This is a genomic window from Bifidobacterium sp. ESL0704 (assembly GCF_029392075.1).
Taxonomy (GTDB): Bacteria; Actinomycetota; Actinomycetes; order Actinomycetales; family Bifidobacteriaceae; genus Bifidobacterium.
In genome coordinates this window covers 1,402,671-1,418,615 of the sequence record NZ_CP113929.1, presented here as the reverse complement: position 1 = coordinate 1,418,615, position 15,945 = coordinate 1,402,671, and the positions used below count along the sequence as shown (strand labels likewise).

The following is a 15,945-nucleotide window of genomic DNA, read 5'->3' as shown; positions in this document are numbered from 1 at the left end:
GTTTGCGGACATGCCGATTGGTATGTCCGCATTCTTTTTGGCGATGGATTGTCGTGATCGCATGTACCGCGGTCGCGCCGGTTCGTCCTTGACGGACGCAAGCCTTAGGTAAGTGGGAAAGGAAAGCAATGTCCTCTGCACGTATTCCGTTGGTGGCAGGCAATTGGAAGATGAATTTCGATCATTTGGAAGCCACGTATTTCGTGCAAAAACTCGCGTGGCTCCTGCGCGACGCCCACTTTGACTACAAACGCGTCGAAGTGGCGCTGATGCCCACCTTCACCTCGATTCGCAGTGTACAGGTCTTGGTCGAGGCCGACAAGCTCAAGATCAACTATGGCGCGCAGACCGTTTCGGTGACCAACCAGGGCGCGTTCACCGGTGACGTCAACGCTGACATGCTGGCCCAGCTCGGCTGCAAATACGTCATCGTCGGTCATTCCGAACGTCGTAAGTACCATCCGGAGGACGATGCCAACATCGTCGATCAGGTGCGTGCCGTGCTGACCGCTGGCATGCAGCCGATCCTGTGCGTGGGGGAGAGCATGGAGGAGCGCCGTAAGGGCATCGAGCTCGATTTCGCGGTCGGCCAGGTCCATGACGTCACCCGCGACCTTTCCGACGAAGAAGCGGCCAAACTGATCATCGCCTACGAACCCGTCTGGGCCATCGGCACCGGGCTGGTGGCGACTCCGGCCAGCGCCCAGGACGCGGCCAAGGCCATCCGCAGCAACCTTTATGAAACGTTCGGTTCCAAGGTCTCGGAAGCGGTACGCATCCTGTACGGCGGCTCGGTCAATTCGAAGAACGCAGTCGAGCTCATCAGCCAGCCTGATGTCGACGGCTTCCTCATCGGCGGTGCCTCGCTCGATGCGGATGAGCTTGCGAAGATCTGCCGCCTCACGCTGAAAACCGTGGCTTCTTCCCGCTGATCTACGTAAGCGTAATAGAACGTTTTCCGTACTTCGGGGTATACTAGATAATTAGTGTTTCGAACTGGAGGTTCAACTGTGTCGACAATGGCAATCGTCAAGCTGGTTCTGCAAATCATTCTTGTTGTCTTCAGCGTTCTGTTGACGCTGCTGATTCTCATGCACAAGGGCAAGGGGGGCGGCCTCTCCGATATGTTCGGCGGTGGTCTGACCCAGAACGCAGGTACTTCCGGCGTCGCGGAAAAGAACCTGAATCGTTGGACCATCATCATCGCCCTGCTCTGGGTCGCGATCATCATCGCGCTGGGTCTGATGACCAAGTTCAACCTGATCAAGTGACGATTTCTAGTTTTTTAGGCAAATGCGTTTCATGGAATCACCGTGGAACGCATTTTTGCTTTGGTGATGCTCCGTATCTCAAACTGTTGGGCGGAGCTATGAGAAAGCAACGAATACTATGAATATTGACCTATCGCATGGCGGTAAGCTGCTGGTGGTCGATTTGGATCTGACTGCGCTGTGCGGTGACGATTACGACAGACGTTGGCTTTCCGAACGCAGCGAGCGGGCGTTCGAGGCGGCCAACAAGGCCGGCAACATCGTGATGGTGGCCACGGCGAGACCGCCGATGAGCGCGTTTGAGCTGGTGCATCGACTCGGCGCCTTGGCATGCGCTTATCACAACGGCGGCGTTGTCGATCTCGATTGCGCGCACTCGGCTGTGGAAGAGCTGGCCGACAACGGCAATGTCGGCAATCCGAACATCCTTCGCTTCGGTGTTCCGGTCAAGCGCTGCGTTGAAATCTGCCGGAGGTTGCTTGCAAGCATCCCCGATCTGCGGATGGGCATTGAATACGATGATACCCGTTATATGAACTTCGATTTGCACGAGGTTTGGCCGAATCAGCAGTACACGCCCACCGATTTCAGCGATCTGCGCGAGGGCATGGCCGACAAGATCATGATATTTCCTACTCAAGCACAGAAAGAGCAGTTGAAGTCCTTGCTACCGAACGACCTGTCGCTGTTGGTTTCCGAGGATGTGCTCTGGCTGCTTATGAATCCCAAAGCCACCAAGCTCAACGCTATGCGTGAAGTGTGTCGTCATTTCGGCATTGCCATGGAAGATACCGTCGCTTTTGGCGACGATGCGATCGATATCGATATGTTGGAGCATGCCGGTTGCGGCGTGGCCGTCGCCAATGCCAGGCCGCAAGTCAAAGCGGTAGCGGACGAAATCTGCCCGTCCAATAACGACGACGGCGTGGCCCAATGGATTGAAGCACACCTGTAAGCGTTTTCGGGCTTGTGTTGGTCAATGCTGTTGGGAATCACGTCAACATGCCCGACCGGTAATAGAATATGTGGGTTCGGCGAATAGAGGAAACACAAGATCTCGAATCAGCATTCTGGAACTTCAGCAAGCTTTTGGAGATGTATTGTCCTGTCGCCGAACACGTTAGGAAAACGAAGGGGAGTAATCATATGGTCACGCAGCCTGAAGCGTATACGGTTGTCAAAGGGGAGGGGCTGCCCATCGTCATAGCCCACGGCATGGGTGTCGACCATCGCTCGCTGATGATGCTCGATGACGCGTTTCCTGCAGGGACGCAACGTATCTATATGGATCTACCGGGCTATGGGCGGACACCGGCCTTGTCTGGTATCGGTGGTCTGCCGGAGCTTGCCGAATGGTTCATGCATACCGTCAACGAATTGGTCGGCGACCATCAACGTTTTGCTCTTCTCGGCAATTCCATGGGAGGTGCGTTGGTACGTGACACGCTTTCACGCGAGCCCAAGCGTGTCGCCGGTCTGGCGCTGATTGCTCCTGTGGTCGATCCGGTGATGTCGCATCGTCGTTTGGCCGAGCATGTCATTGCGGACGCGAACCCGCAGCTGACCCAGAGCCTGCCGCAGGACAAGGTCATCGATTTCATCACCATGGGTGTCAACCAGTCCTTCGACGCCTGGCGTCGCTACCAGCGCTATATTCTTCCCGGAACCAAGCTCTGCGATCGTGAGGCCAACGCTCGACTTAGCAAACGTTACTGGCTCGACGGAGATCCGGAACAGCGCATGGGCACGTATACCGGTCCGACGCTCATCGTCACCGGCCAACAGGATCAGATTGTCGGCAACGAGGACCAAAAGGCCCTGCTTCCGCACTATCCCAATGCCGTCTACAAAATCATTGACCCATCCGGCCACAACATCCACATCGACCAGCCCGACGCCGTAAAATCACTCCTCGCCAATTGGGCTTCTCAGCTGGTTTGATGCTTCAGAAGCAATGTGATCAGGTAATCCGACCTCGCGTAAAAAACAATGCTCATAATGGGGGGATTCCTTCCTCCTTACCGTTAGCAAAGAAATTCGAGTTAGTGAACAAGAGTGTGTTTTGTTTTCGGAGTCTTCATGCAGAGAAACTGTTCGCAGACCTTTTTGGCGTGCTCCGGAAGGAAAACCGGAACTGCGGGAGGCCAGCGACGGCATCCAGCTGCCCGGCCTTGAGCGGCGTTCAGTGCAGTAACCAGATCATGATGACACTGCCCGAACACATATGAATTGGGATTCGGCATCAGAAAAGGATAGACCAGACAATCAACATGACCACCATCCGAACAGAATAAGACACGCCTTAGTTTGCTTAACTCTTGGTTTATTCTGTAGTTTTACCTATTATGGTTATATAAGTTTTTATGAGCGCGGTGTGGAGCTTCAGTTCGAAGATGTCTGGGAGAGGTTGGATTTTATGGTTGCTGTTTCGATTTCCGAGATTCAGGTTCAGGATGTCTGCTTTTCATATGGCCGGCACAAGGCGTTGAATGATGTTTCATTCTCGTTGCATCCTGGGGTTGTTGGTTTGTTGGGGCCTAATGGTGCCGGTAAAACAACATTGATGAATCTGCTCTCGACGTTGGAGACGCCCCAAAGGGGAGCAATCCTTTTAGACGGTCAGAGCGTCACTACCAGCGATGGGAGGAAAAAAGCTCGTCCACGAATCGGTTATTTGCCCCAACGTTTCGAGTTGATGGAATCTTCGAGTCTGTTGCGCAATGTTCGGTATGCGGCGTGGGCTCATGGCCTGTCTTATAATATGGCAGAAGAGGCTGCTCATAAGGCGATTGCGTTGGTGGGGCTAGCCGATGTGGAACTGCGTCCAGTACGTAGTCTTTCTGGTGGTATGAGACAGAGAGCAGGCATCGCGTGCGCTGTGGTTACCGAGCCTTCTGTGCTGTTGTTGGATGAACCGACAGTTGGTCTGGATCCCATGCAGCGAATCGATATTCGTAGATTCTTGGACGTTTATGCTCAAACGAAGATTGTGTTGCTGAGTACACATATGGTTGAAGATCTAGCGGCTGTTGCTGATCGGGTCATTGTGATGGATCAGGGTCAAGTCATCATGCGGGGGAATATGGATGACCTTGCAGCTTGTGGCAAAGGACGATCGGATGCACTGGCCTCGGTATGGGAATTGGGCTATGAGGCATTGATGGATGCGAAGCACAGGCAAGGTGCCGAGGTCTGTTCCACACTGGTGCAATCCGACGAGCTGAAGAAGGTTCGCGATGAATGAGACGCGTTCACTTGGACACAAACGGTTCCATCCGGGTGTCCTGCTGTGGCCATTGCCGTTTTTCAGCACGCTGTTGTTCTTTGTGTTGATGATGGCCTATCCATTGATACTGGGGATTCGTAACTATGGCATTCTTAACGCTCCAGGCACGGTGGGAGTTAGTAACTCTCATCTGCAACTCGATTTGTCTTGGATGCACGTGTTCTCGGATGTGCTTGCTGGCGTGTATGGCGCCTGGCTTTCATGCGCGATATACCGCTCACAAAGCATGATTGCTCCCTTGTGGAAAGGCATACGCGCGAGCCGGTACGTGGTGCCGATGGCCAAGGCCGGTCTGTTGTGTGCGTTTTCGTATCTGTTAGCGTGTCTGCCCGCCATCGTCAGGACGATGAGTGCGTCCCCTGGCCCGTTCCCACTGCTCCCGCTTATTGGCGGCATGATGGTATTGTCCGTGTGTTGCTGCTTTGGCTATGCCATAGGCGTGATGACCGGCAGCAAATGGTCTGTGGTCGGCGTTGGTATTGCACTGGCACTGTTGTGCTTGGGCGGGTTCTTTGCGGTTCATCCAAGAGTTCCGGAAGGTAGCACTTCGCCGCGGGTATGGGGAAACGGTTTGTCGGCGGTATTGCCGGTTTCCGACTCCGGTATCGGTGCCGAACCGGGATTGCGGATGTCTGTTCCAGGTTTCATCGTCCGTGCTGCGTTCTTTTTGGCTGTAGCGGTAGTCTGCCTTCTTGCCTGTCTGTATATGGCACAATCCACGATTACTCGGCACAGGGCTGCCGCAATAAAAGCGATATGTGCGATTGTCGTGATACCGGTGGCGTTGGGATTCTCGATTGCATTATCCGGTATCGGCATCTGGCTGCGAACCGGGCCGTTTACGCCGGTCTGCGAGAATATCGAACAATCCGGTGTGACGGTTTGCTCCCATCCGGATGATCAGGCTCATCGCAGCCGATATGCGGGTTACGTGCGTTCCGCGTTGCGATGGATGCCTACTGATCAGATAAGTGGTGGGCAGGTTCCGGCGAAAAAGCTGTACCTGCTGCTTGGCAACGCCTTTACGCCTGAAACGAATCAGGAACAATGGAACGTCGATGATGAAGGCAAACGCATGATTCCGGAGAACGGCCCGAATACCGAAGCGATTGAAATCATGACCGATACCGCCACCCAGAAAAACCGTGACTATAGTGACCTGTCGATGGTCATGCAGGTCATCGTCAGCCAATATCTGCCTGCACACTGTGCGCAGGTTGCTAGCAGAACCGTCTTCGAACAGAAGACGCTGCGAAACGGTGCCGATGTGAGCGCGTTCATATTGGGGCAGCTGCCGATTGCCATGAGAGACAACGCATATGGCAATACAGACACTGGATTGTCATCTATGTACGACATTGAAGGGGCCAGCGACAGGACGATTAAGGAGTTGGGTTCCGCAACCGATAGCCAGTTGCAAGGGTTTATCAAGCGTAATGCAGCGGCCATCGAAACCTGCGCTCTGACTCCCAAACAAGTACAGGCGGATTCAATAGGCCGGAGTGGAAAGTAGGGGAGGGGCTTGATGGCAGGAAAGTCGTCATCGTTTCATTTGGCATGGTTTGAAGGCAGGTATGGTATCGCGGCAGTCATCATGCTTCTCTGCGCGACGTTCTGCACGACCTTGTTCCCAGCTGTCCTGCCGGCGTCGGTTTCGTACGCACCCGTCTACGTGGACAATGTCTGTTTTCCGGATCCGTCTTCGTCGCAACCCGCCTACACCGGTGCCGGCTATGTAGGGTGTCCTCAGGGTACCAGACAGGCGGTCATGACCATCCCGTTGCTTGAACTGCTCTGTGTGCTATGCATTGCGGCCAGCCTTGTGCTGTTCACATCCCGTATGCCTTTTTGGGAACGGTTCGCACCGAGACGCTCGTTCCTGCACTCGCTTCTGGCCTCATCCATGTCACTGGTCATTCCACTGGGTATCGGTACGTTCGTGGCGGTATTCCGTTCAGCAGAGACACCAATCTTGGTTATTCTTGCCAATGTGTTCGTCGACATGGCCCTGATTCTTTTGGGCATGTCGTTATTCGGACAATTCTACGGACTCGGTTTTGGAATTATGCTCGCATTGGCAAATGTCCTGACTCAACCATTCCAAACCCGTACAGGCTTCGTCTTACGGCTTTATCTGTTTCAAAGTTATAGTGTCATATATCTAGTTGTCTTTGTTGGCGTTACTGTTACAGTCATATTTTCACTGTTCGTATGGTCTTTTACCGGTGGATCAGGAATTGTGCAACAAATCGTCAAATAATATGGGTGACACATGCAATGGCTCTCGGCATAGAGATTACTCTGTCTATGCCGAGAGCCATTGCGAAAGTATGGAAACTAGTTACCACCAACTTCTATTGTGACGGGTCCACCGGGAAGATCATTCACGCCAACGGGGCATCCAGGTGAATATGAATATCCGTCTTTGATCCAATTGGTATATTGGTCTGGGAAGGATCTGCAGGCAATTTTTCCACGTGCATAGCGTGATGAATGACTGCAATGGATTCGAACTTGATTGCTCCACTGTTGAACACTACAAGGAACATTATATTGAGGGCCGACAGTACCTACTTCTGCTGCAGAAGCTGAGGTGGTAGTGCCTGCAAGCATCATCAATCCTACGGTGCCAACAGCTAATATTCGTTTCAAGGGTGATTTTTTCATCTTTTGCCTCTTTCTTTATATGTCAACATTGACGGTCAAAGACATTTCAAATAACAAAAACCAAATGAAATACCTGATGGCCAGGTCACAACGTCATGACCTGAAGTTCTTTTATCACAATATTTGACTGGATGCCATACTTTAGTGATTTTAGTTAGAACTGGTGTATCATTGATGGCGACGTACCGGAGGTTTTGGCTGGTGTCGTGTTCAGGAAGGGCGATAGCTTTGAAACGTGTGCCGTGGTCGTCGATGTCAGTCTTGTATTTTTTATCTGGCGGCGGTCTTTTTGGCTTTGACTGATTCGATGCCACCGAGTGGGAGGGACTCATTGTCTGTGGAGTTCCGGTGATTCTATGAGGTCTTGGATGAACTGCTGGTCGGGTATGAGAGTCGGTTGGCGGTTGGCGTCGGTGTTGACAGTGTGTGAGCCGTAGTGTGGCTGTGAGAGGTAGAGTCGCGGTGTGGTTGCTGTAATAGATTCAGAGAAGAAATTTGGAGATTGGAGCGAAGCTATGGACAAGGGTAATGTACTGGTCCTTGGAAATTCTGGTGTAGGCAAGACTACATTGATCAACGCTGTTCTTGGTGAACACCGAGGTGAGACAAGTCGCGGCATGAAAGGAACAACACAGGAACTGAAGATTTACGAATCCGACGATCTTCCTTTTCGACTCATCGACAGTGTCGGCTTTGAACCATCATTCGTCAAACAGCAGCAGGCAATACACGCTGTAAAAAAGTGGTCATCTGAAAGTGAAACCGATAAAAAGAAAGAAATCAATGAAGTCTGGTTTTGCATTGATGGTACAGCCGGAAAGTTGTTCCCTGTAACAATCAAGAATTTATCGAGTGCGATAAAACGGTGGCCGTCTGTTCCGGTCATCGTCGTGATCACCAAATCTTTCTCTGAGCCTGATCGCAAAGAAAATATTGAAATGGTCACCGAAGCTTTTGATAAACTGAAAATGAGTAAAAGAATCAACTCCATTATTCCAGTTGTAGCTTCAATTTTCCGTTTGAATGAGCAAGCTTATGCCGCGCCAGATGGTATCACCGATTTAATTGATACCACCAACAGGTTAATGCCGGAAGCGATAAAAAGTGCAGAACGCGATATCCAGAAATTTATTCTTCAACGAAAAAGAGTTTTTGCACATGGCGTTGTAACCGCTGCCACCGCAGGTGGAACAACCATCGGTGCTGTTCCTATTCCGATTCCCGATGCCGGCATTTTGGCAGGAGTCGAAACTGCTGAAATATCAGCGATAGCCAAGATATATGGAATCAGCAACGATGATATAGCAAAAGATTTTAAAAAAACCATCGTAGAAATGGGAACAGCGGGAACGATTGCAAAGCAAATTCTTGTTGCCATCAAGGCAATTCCCGGATTGAATATTGCCGCGGCTGCGATTAATGCAGTGGTAGCTGGCACAATTGTGGCGGCGGTAGGAGAAATATCTGTTTATGGGTATGAACAAGTATATCTAGGTAACAAAAAGCTTGACGATATTGATTGGATACGCAAGTTCGGAGAACGGTATTTGATGAATAAGGATATCGCCGCGAAGATTGCCCAGATTCTCAAGACAATTTCCAGCAAATCATCGCCAAAAGAAATAGCTGAAGCAATCGCTAAGTTCTTCAAGTAAGAGCAGCTTCACATGGATTGCTTTGAGGATTGGTTTCCACTCGTCAGTTTTCTTAAGCAATCCATGCGAAGTCATTCATGACAAATTGACATACGTCCGCTGGCAGAAAGAGTCGCCTTTGCTTGGATATGAGTGAGGCTCCGGGATATGTGTTGCTCAGACGTAAAGCTTGGCCTACCGGCCTGGAGGGTGTCTGAACAACACATATCCCGGAGCCTCACGACTCCCGGTTTAAAAGGAATCAGCCGTTGACGCGGTCGATACCGGCCTGGGTGTCGGAAAGTACCGAATCCCAGGAGGCGATGAACTTGGAGACGCCGTCGGCTTCGAGCTGATCGGTGACGTCCTTGATGTTGATGCCGAGGGCGGCGAGCTTGTCCATGATGGCCTGGCTCTCCTCATAGGTGCCGGCGATGCTGGGCTTGCCGTCGCCATGGTCGGCGAGGGCGTTCAGCGTCTTTTCGGGCATCGTGTTGACGACGTCAGGGGCCACGAGCTCGTCGACGTACTTGCAGTCGGAGTAGGCGGCGTTCTTGGTGCCGGTGGAAGCCCACAGCGGACGCTGCTTCTTGGCTCCCTTGGCCTCGAGTGCGGGCCAGCGAGGATCGGAAGCGAACTTCTCCTCATAGAGCTTGTAGGCGAGGCGGGCGTTGGCCACAGCGGCCTTGCCTTCCAGAGCCTTCGCTTCGTCGGAGCCGTTGGCTTCGAGCAGCTTGTCCACGGCGGTGTCGACGCGGGAGACGAAGAAGGAGGCGACCGAAGCCATGTGCTTCAGATCGTGGCCGTTCTTCGCGGCCTGCTCGAGACCGGAGATGTAGGCGTCGATGACCTGCTCATAGCGCTCGAGCGAGAAGATCAGCGTCACGTTGACGGAGATGCCCTTGGCAAGCGTGGCGGTGATGGCCGGCAGGCCTTCCAGAGTTGCCGGGATCTTGATCAAAGTGTTCGGACGATCGACCATCTTCCAAAGCAGCTCAGCCTGCTTCTCGGTGTTCTCGGTGTCGTGGGCCAGACGGGGATCGACCTCGATGGACACGCGGCCGTCGACGTAATCGGTCTTCTCGGCGACTTCGCGGAAGATATCGGTGGCGTTGCGCACATCGGTGGTGGTCAGTTCGCGAACGGCGTCTTCGACGTTGATGCGACCGAGTTCCTTGAGCTGTTCGTCATAAGGTCCGACCTGAGCCAGAGCCTTCTGGAAGATGGACGGATTGGTGGTCACGCCGACAACGTTCTTGTCCTTGATGAGTTCCTGCAGATTGCCGGAGGTGATACGGGTGCGATCGAGGTCATCAAGCCAGATCGAAACACCGGAATCACTGGTGCGCTGCGTTGCTTCTGTCATATTCTTATCTCCTTATTCCAATATCGGTATTGGAAAGATTTTATTTGTTGCAAGCGATGTGGCTGCTTACGATTCTTACGAGATTCATGAACAACCACATCGCTTATGCATCAAGAGGTGGAAACCTCAGGCGCGAGCTTCCTCGATGGAGGCTTCCGCAGCCTCGACCACATGCTCGGCGGTGATGCCGAGGTCGATCATGTTCTGCGCGCCGTCGCCCTGCAGGCCGAAGCGCTCGATGGAGACGGGCTTGCCGCAGCTGCCGAGGTACTTGTACCACGGCATGGCGATGCCGGCCTCGACGGAAACACGGGCACGAACGGACGCAGGAAGCACGGCTTCCTTGTAGTCCTCGTCCTGTTCCTCGAACCATTCCATGGACGGCATGGAGACCACGCGGGCCTTGATGTTCTTGCCGGCCAGCGTCTTGGCGGCCTCGACGGCCCACTGGACCTCGGAACCGGTGGCCATGATGATGACATCGGGCTCGCCGTCGGTATCGACGAGGACGTAAGCGCCCTTACGAACGCCGTCGTGCGCCTTCTCGGCGGTTTCGGCGAGCGTCGGCACACCCTGACGGGTCAGGATCATCGCGGTCGGCAGCGTGTTCTTCTTCTCGAAGAAGTAACGGTAGGCTTCGGCGGTCTCGAACTCGTCGGCAGGACGAACGACTTCCATATCGGGCATGGCGCGGAAGGCGGCCAGGTGCTCGATCGGCTGGTGGGTCGGGCCATCTTCGCCGAGGGCCACGGAATCGTGGGTCCAGACGTAGAGGTTCGGCAGCTTCATCAGCGCGGCGAGGCGCACGGCCGGACGCTCATAATCCGAGAACTGGAAGAACGTGCCGCCGTACGGACGGGTGTCGCTGCCAAGCAGGATGCCGTTGGTGATGGCGCCCATGGCGAACTCACGAACGCCGAAGTGCAGCTGACGGCCGTACTCGTTGGCCTCGGGCCAGGTGCGGGTCTCGTCAGCCTTCGGGCCGAAGGTGGCTGCGCCGTCGATATCGGTCTTGTTGGAGCCTGCGAGATCGGCGGAGCCGCCCCACAGTTCCGGCATGACCTTGGCAATGGCGTTCAACACCTGGCCAGAGGACTTGCGCGTTGCGGCCTGATCGCTGGCTGCGAAGCTCTTCTCGAGTTCGTCGATGGCCTCGTCGAAACCAACAGGGAGCTTGTGGGCCTTGATGCGGTCATAGAGCTTGGACTGCTCTGGGTTGGCCTTGCGCCAGGCGGCGAGCTTCTCGTCCCATTCCTTGTGTGCTTCGAGGCCGCGATCGGCGACCTTGCGAGCGTGGGCCAAAGCCTCTTCGTCGATCGGGAAGTCGACGGACGGGTCGAAACCGAGGACCTTCTTCAAGCCGGCAACCGCTTCGGTGCCGAGCTTGGAGCCGTGGGCGGATTCGTCGTTGGTCTTGCCCGGGGTCGGCCAGGCCATCAGGGTGTCGACCTTGATGAACTTCGGACGATCGGTGACCTTCTCGGCCTTGTCGAGCGCCGCGGCCAGAGCCTCGGTGTCTTCCTTGTAGGAGCCGTCGGGCTGGATGAAGCTGACTTCGTCGGTGTACCAGCCATAGGCCTCATAACGCTTGAGGATGTCTTCGGAGAAGGTGAGCTTGGTATCGCCTTCGATCTGGATATGGTTGGCGTCGAAGATCACGGTCAGGTTGCCGAGACCTTGGTTGCCGGCGAGCGAGGAAGCCTCGGAGGAGACGCCTTCCTCGACGTCGCCTTCGCCGCAGATGACCCAGACCTTGTGGTCGAAGGGCGAGGTGCCGGCCGGCGCGTTCGGGTCGAGCAGGCCGCGTTCGAAGCGCTGGCCGTAGGCGAAGCCGACAGCGGAGGCGAGACCCTGGCCGAGCGGGCCGGTGGTCATCTCAAGGCCCGGGGTCAGACCGACCTCAGGATGGCCCGGGGTACGCGTGTCGGCGCCGCCACGGAAATACTTGAGATCGTCGATGGTCAAGCCATAGCCGGAGAAGTAAAGCTGGACGTACTGCGTCAACGAGGCATGTCCGCCGGAGAGAATGAAGCGATCGCGGCCATCCCAGTGAGGATCGTTGGGATCGTGCTTGATGTAATGCTGATAAAGTGTGTAGGCAATCGGAGCCAGGGAGATGGGAGAGCCCGGGTGGCCGCTGCCAGCCCGCTCAACCGCGTCCGCGGAGAGCACCTTCGCCATCTTGACGGCGCGCTCGTCCAAATCCGACCATGTGAAATCGGTCATAGGTGTATACTTTCCTTCCAATATTTCGGGTGCCGCAAACGCGGCTTATTCCGCGCCGCAAAGCACCCTCACATTGCTCTTTCATGCTAACTTTAAGAGCCGACGAAAAGTAAGATTTTGAACGTCTTTGGTATGTTTTGTTATGTTAACGTTCACGTAAACAAAAATCTCCGAAATGCCGGAATACCCTGAGAGTGGAACAATTAGCACTCTCTGGTCAAGAGTGCTAATACTTTGCTATACTTATCAAAGAATTTGGTATCGCTTTGAGTATCGAAATGACCATGGAAGGAGGACCGATGGCACAGTCACGACGCATGCTGGTACTGAGGGCCGTGGTCGAGGATTATATCCGTTCGCAGGAGCCGGTCGGGTCGACCGCCTTGACGCGGGCGCACGATTTGGGAGTAAGCTCCGCGACCATACGAAACGACATGTCGGCCTTGGAGGAAGAGGGATACCTGATCCAGCCGCATACCTCGGCCGGACGCATCCCGACGGAACGTGGTTACCGTTATTTCGTCGACCGGCTCGCTTCTCTCGTTCCGCTTTCCGAGGCGCAGCGCCGAGGGATCACCACGTTTCTTTCGGGTTCGGTAAGCCTTTCCGACACCTTGCAGAGAGCCGCCCGTCTCTTGGCCAATATCACCGGCCAGGTCGCAGTGGTTTCGTCGCCGGCCCTCTCCAAATCAAAACTTCGTCATATCGAGATTGTCCCGCTGAACGCTGTCACCATGCTTGCCGTGATCATCACCGATTCCGGTTCGGTGGCTCAGCATACCTTTACTTTGAGGCAGTTGCCTGACACCGTCGCGTTGAACAGGTTCTCCGGACTCGTCAATGAGCAATGCATGGATATGCCGTTGGTGCAGGCCTCGCAGCACATCCGATCCATCGTCAAGGCGCCTGAATACAACTCGGTGCGTCCGCTGGGGGAGAGCCTGGCCAAAACCGTCGAATCCATGGCCCACGATGAAGGCACCGGGCAAATGTACATGGCCGGGACCTCGCAGCTGGCCCACCAGCAATCCCGCGTCGACCTTGCTCCGTTGTTCGACGCGCTGGAGGAACAGGTCGTCATCATGCATTTGATGAGTGACCTCAGCCAGGGAGACGGGGAAGTCGGTGTGGCCATCGGTTCCGAGACCAGAACGCCCGGGCTCATCCATGCTTCCGTGGTCTCTTCCGGCTATGGACGCAGCAAGACGGACGAGGTGTCGGATGCCGGCAACGGCTCCGGTAAGGATGAGGCGATGGAATCGATCTCACGTCCTGTCGCCTTTGTCGGCTCCATCGGCCCCACCCACATGGATTACGAGACGACCATCACGGCGGTGCGGGCCGTCGCCAGATATCTGACGGACCTGATAGCAAGCGATGAGACGGCTTAGTCTTCCAAGGCTTATGAAACAATGACTGGCAGAACGTAGCATAAATATCAATCGGTTATAGCAATACATTCGAGGAATTTCAGTGGCAGAAACAGATTATTACGAAGTGTTGGGCGTTTCCCGTGGCGCAAGCGACGAGGAGATCAAGAAGGCCTACCGCAAGATGAGCCGCAAATACCATCCCGACATCGCAGGCCCTCAGTTCGAGGAAAAATTCAAGGAAGTCAACAACGCCTACGAAGTGCTCAGGGACCCCGACAAGCGGCGCATGTATGATTCCGGCATCGATCCCAACGACCCGAATGCGGGCGCCGGCTTCTCCTCCGCAGGTTTCGGCGACATGGGCGACATTTTCGGGCAGTTCTTCGGCAATGCCTTCGGCGGTGGCGGGCAGGGCCCGATTCCCCGCACCCAGCCCGGACGCGATGCGCTTTCAAGCATCTCCATCGACCTCAAGACAGCGGTATTCGGCGGCACCGCGCATGTGAAGATCAATACGTTCGGGCTGTGCCCGAAATGCGGCGGGCAAGGAACGGCCAATGGCGAAAAGCCGATCACCTGCCCGGATTGCCGCGGTCAGGGCGTGCGTCAGCAGGTCAGACGAACGATGCTTGGACAGATGATGACGACGGTGCAATGCGAGCGTTGCGAAGGGCATGGCACCATCATCGAGCATCCGTGCCCGACATGCCTCGGACATGGCCGAATCCGCACCTCTCGCGAGGTCGGCGTCACCGTTCCCGCCGGCATCGAAGACAATACCCGCCTTCGCCTTGCCAATCAGGGTGAGGTCGGTGAAGGCGGCGGCGGCGCAGGGGACCTTTACATCGATATCCGCATCAAGCCGGACAAGCAGTTCACCCGCGAAGGCGACGATCTGCACTGCTGGATCCAGATCCCGATGAGTTGGGCCGTACTTGGCCATGACCTCGATATCGATACGTTCGACGGCAAACAGACCATCAGCATCCCCGAGGGTTGCCAGCCTGAAGAGACCGTTTCCATCAAGGGAATCGGTGTGGCGAAGATCCGCAAGCCCGAAGAGCGCGGCGATCTCATTGCACATGTCAGCGTGCACATTCCCACCAAGCTCAGTGACGGCGAACGTGATCTGATCGAGCAATTCGCACACAGCCACGACGCGCATGCCGGCAAGGTGAGCCAAAGCGCAAGGCCTGCCACCAACAGGAAAGGCTTCTTCGACAAGATCAAAGACGCCCTTCACTAACGGTTGTGTGCGGTTTCCCTGTGCCGTTCAGGACAGCAGGGAGCGGCACATCGCACGGTATTCGCTGACATAGCCGCCGCCGAAGAAGACGCAGTGCCCGGCAATCGGATAGAGCTGCCAGATGGTGATTCGATCCGGGAAGCCTTTTTTGAGCGGATGTGCCGATTCGTAGCCGTCGAGAATCTCGTCAAGATACGGCATACCGAAAAGATTGAGCATCGCGAGATCCTCTTCGCGGTGACCGCCGTGCGCGGCCGGATCGATCAGGACCGCCTCGGCCTGACCTGAATCGTCGGTCCACATCACGTTGCCGCTCCACAGATCGCCGTGCACCCGGGCCGGCTTGTCTTCGGCGGCAGGGCCGAGCAGATCCGGCAAGGCGTCGATGACTTCCTGCGTCATCTTCAGGTCGTTGTCGTTCAGTTCACCGCGTTCGATGCCGAGCCTGACCATGGGCAGCAGACGTCCTTCGCCCAGATAATCCACGGGATTCGTCCATTGGCCGGTGTCCATCGCCACAGGGTCCTGCAACGGCCCGAAATAGCATGTCCCGTCATAATCGGCCGGGGCCGAACCGAAATAGTCGGCGCCTGCGTCGTGCATATGCGCCAGCGCCGCACCGAAGTCATGCGCGGCCTTGGGTGTAGGGGAGCAGGAGTTCACCCGTTCGATATCGAGCCAGCCGTCACCCCAACCGTACACGTCGACCACACGCGGGCCGCCCTGGGATTGGGCCTCGCCCAGCCATTTGAGGCCTTTGCCTTCGCACTCGAAGAATCCCTTTGGCGCAAACGCCCTGCTCTTACGATATGTTGCCATGATGCCACCCCTTGTTCCGCCTTTAGCGGCTATACAGGAATCCTACCAGCTTGCGCA

General features: G+C 55.2%; 14 protein-coding genes. 10 read left to right on the top strand and 4 right to left on the bottom strand.

All coding sequences use genetic code 11. The features are described from left to right. The first annotated feature begins 128 nt into the window (after positions 1 to 128). The 7 genes from tpiA (at position 129) to OZX64_RS05005 (ending at position 6,817) form a co-directional block, all read left to right on the top strand. A complete protein-coding gene (tpiA, locus tag OZX64_RS05035; protein WP_277157327.1) occupies positions 129 to 932 on the top strand; it encodes a triose-phosphate isomerase in 804 nt (267 codons plus the stop codon). A gap of 87 nt (positions 933 to 1,019) precedes the next feature. After that, on the top strand, positions 1,020 to 1,271 hold the full coding sequence (secG, locus tag OZX64_RS05030) for a preprotein translocase subunit SecG (protein WP_277146709.1): 252 nt from the start codon (positions 1,020 to 1,022) through the stop codon (positions 1,269 to 1,271). Between the two features lie 118 nt (positions 1,272 to 1,389). After that, complete coding sequence (locus tag OZX64_RS05025; protein WP_277171782.1) at positions 1,390 to 2,226, top strand: HAD hydrolase family protein; 837 nt, start codon at positions 1,390 to 1,392, stop codon at positions 2,224 to 2,226. A gap of 191 nt (positions 2,227 to 2,417) precedes the next feature. After that, on the top strand, positions 2,418 to 3,212 hold the full coding sequence (locus OZX64_RS05020) for an alpha/beta hydrolase (protein ID WP_277171780.1): 795 nt from the start codon (positions 2,418 to 2,420) through the stop codon (positions 3,210 to 3,212). Positions 3,213 to 3,495: 283 nt separating this feature from the next. Continuing rightward, a complete protein-coding gene (locus OZX64_RS05015) occupies positions 3,496 to 4,515 on the top strand; it encodes an ATP-binding cassette domain-containing protein (RefSeq protein WP_277171778.1) in 1,020 nt (339 codons plus the stop codon). Beyond that, entirely contained in the window at positions 4,508 to 6,070 is a 1,563-nt protein-coding gene (locus OZX64_RS05010) for a hypothetical protein (protein WP_277171776.1), read from the top strand. Before OZX64_RS05015 ends, OZX64_RS05010 begins: the two co-directional genes overlap by 8 nt. Before the next feature lie 12 nt (positions 6,071 to 6,082). Continuing rightward, positions 6,083 to 6,817 (top strand): hypothetical protein, encoded by a 735-nt coding sequence (locus OZX64_RS05005; RefSeq protein ID WP_277171774.1) that lies wholly within the window; start codon positions 6,083 to 6,085, stop codon positions 6,815 to 6,817. Between the two features lie 77 nt (positions 6,818 to 6,894). Here the strand turns inward: OZX64_RS05005 and OZX64_RS05000 are convergent, their stop codons facing one another. Then, positions 6,895 to 7,224 carry a hypothetical protein gene (locus OZX64_RS05000; protein ID WP_277171772.1) on the bottom strand — a complete coding sequence of 110 codons (330 nt, stop codon included), beginning with the start codon at positions 7,222 to 7,224 and terminating at the stop codon, positions 6,895 to 6,897. Between the two features lie 464 nt (positions 7,225 to 7,688). Here OZX64_RS05000 and OZX64_RS04995 point away from each other — a divergent pair, with 464 nt between their 5' ends. Continuing rightward, the gene (locus OZX64_RS04995) at positions 7,689 to 8,879 is read left to right on the top strand and encodes a GTPase domain-containing protein (RefSeq protein ID WP_277171770.1); all 1,191 of its coding nucleotides are present in this window, start codon (positions 7,689 to 7,691) and stop codon (positions 8,877 to 8,879) included. 241 nt (positions 8,880 to 9,120) lie between these two features. On the opposite strand, the gene tal is transcribed toward OZX64_RS04995, so the two are convergent. Together tal and tkt are read right to left on the bottom strand one after the other, a co-directional pair. Continuing rightward, positions 9,121 to 10,224 (bottom strand): transaldolase, encoded by a 1,104-nt coding sequence (gene tal / locus OZX64_RS04990; RefSeq protein ID WP_277157330.1) that lies wholly within the window; start codon positions 10,222 to 10,224, stop codon positions 9,121 to 9,123. Between the two features lie 126 nt (positions 10,225 to 10,350). Further along, positions 10,351 to 12,450: a transketolase gene (gene tkt, locus OZX64_RS04985; protein WP_277157331.1), complete on the bottom strand. Its 2,100-nt coding sequence runs from the start codon at positions 12,448 to 12,450 to the stop codon at positions 10,351 to 10,353. 299 nt (positions 12,451 to 12,749) lie between these two features. Between tkt and hrcA the strand changes: the two genes are divergently transcribed. Next, positions 12,750 to 13,841 carry a heat-inducible transcriptional repressor HrcA gene (gene hrcA, locus OZX64_RS04980; protein WP_277157332.1) on the top strand — a complete coding sequence of 364 codons (1,092 nt, stop codon included), beginning with the start codon at positions 12,750 to 12,752 and terminating at the stop codon, positions 13,839 to 13,841. Positions 13,842 to 13,923: 82 nt separating this feature from the next. After that, entirely contained in the window at positions 13,924 to 15,069 is a 1,146-nt protein-coding gene (gene dnaJ, locus OZX64_RS04975) for a molecular chaperone DnaJ (protein ID WP_277157333.1), read from the top strand. A gap of 27 nt (positions 15,070 to 15,096) precedes the next feature. On the opposite strand, the gene OZX64_RS04970 is transcribed toward dnaJ, so the two are convergent. Then, the gene (locus tag OZX64_RS04970) at positions 15,097 to 15,888 is read right to left on the bottom strand and encodes a fructosamine kinase family protein (protein ID WP_277157334.1); all 792 of its coding nucleotides are present in this window, start codon (positions 15,886 to 15,888) and stop codon (positions 15,097 to 15,099) included. Positions 15,889 to 15,945 lie beyond the last annotated feature (57 nt).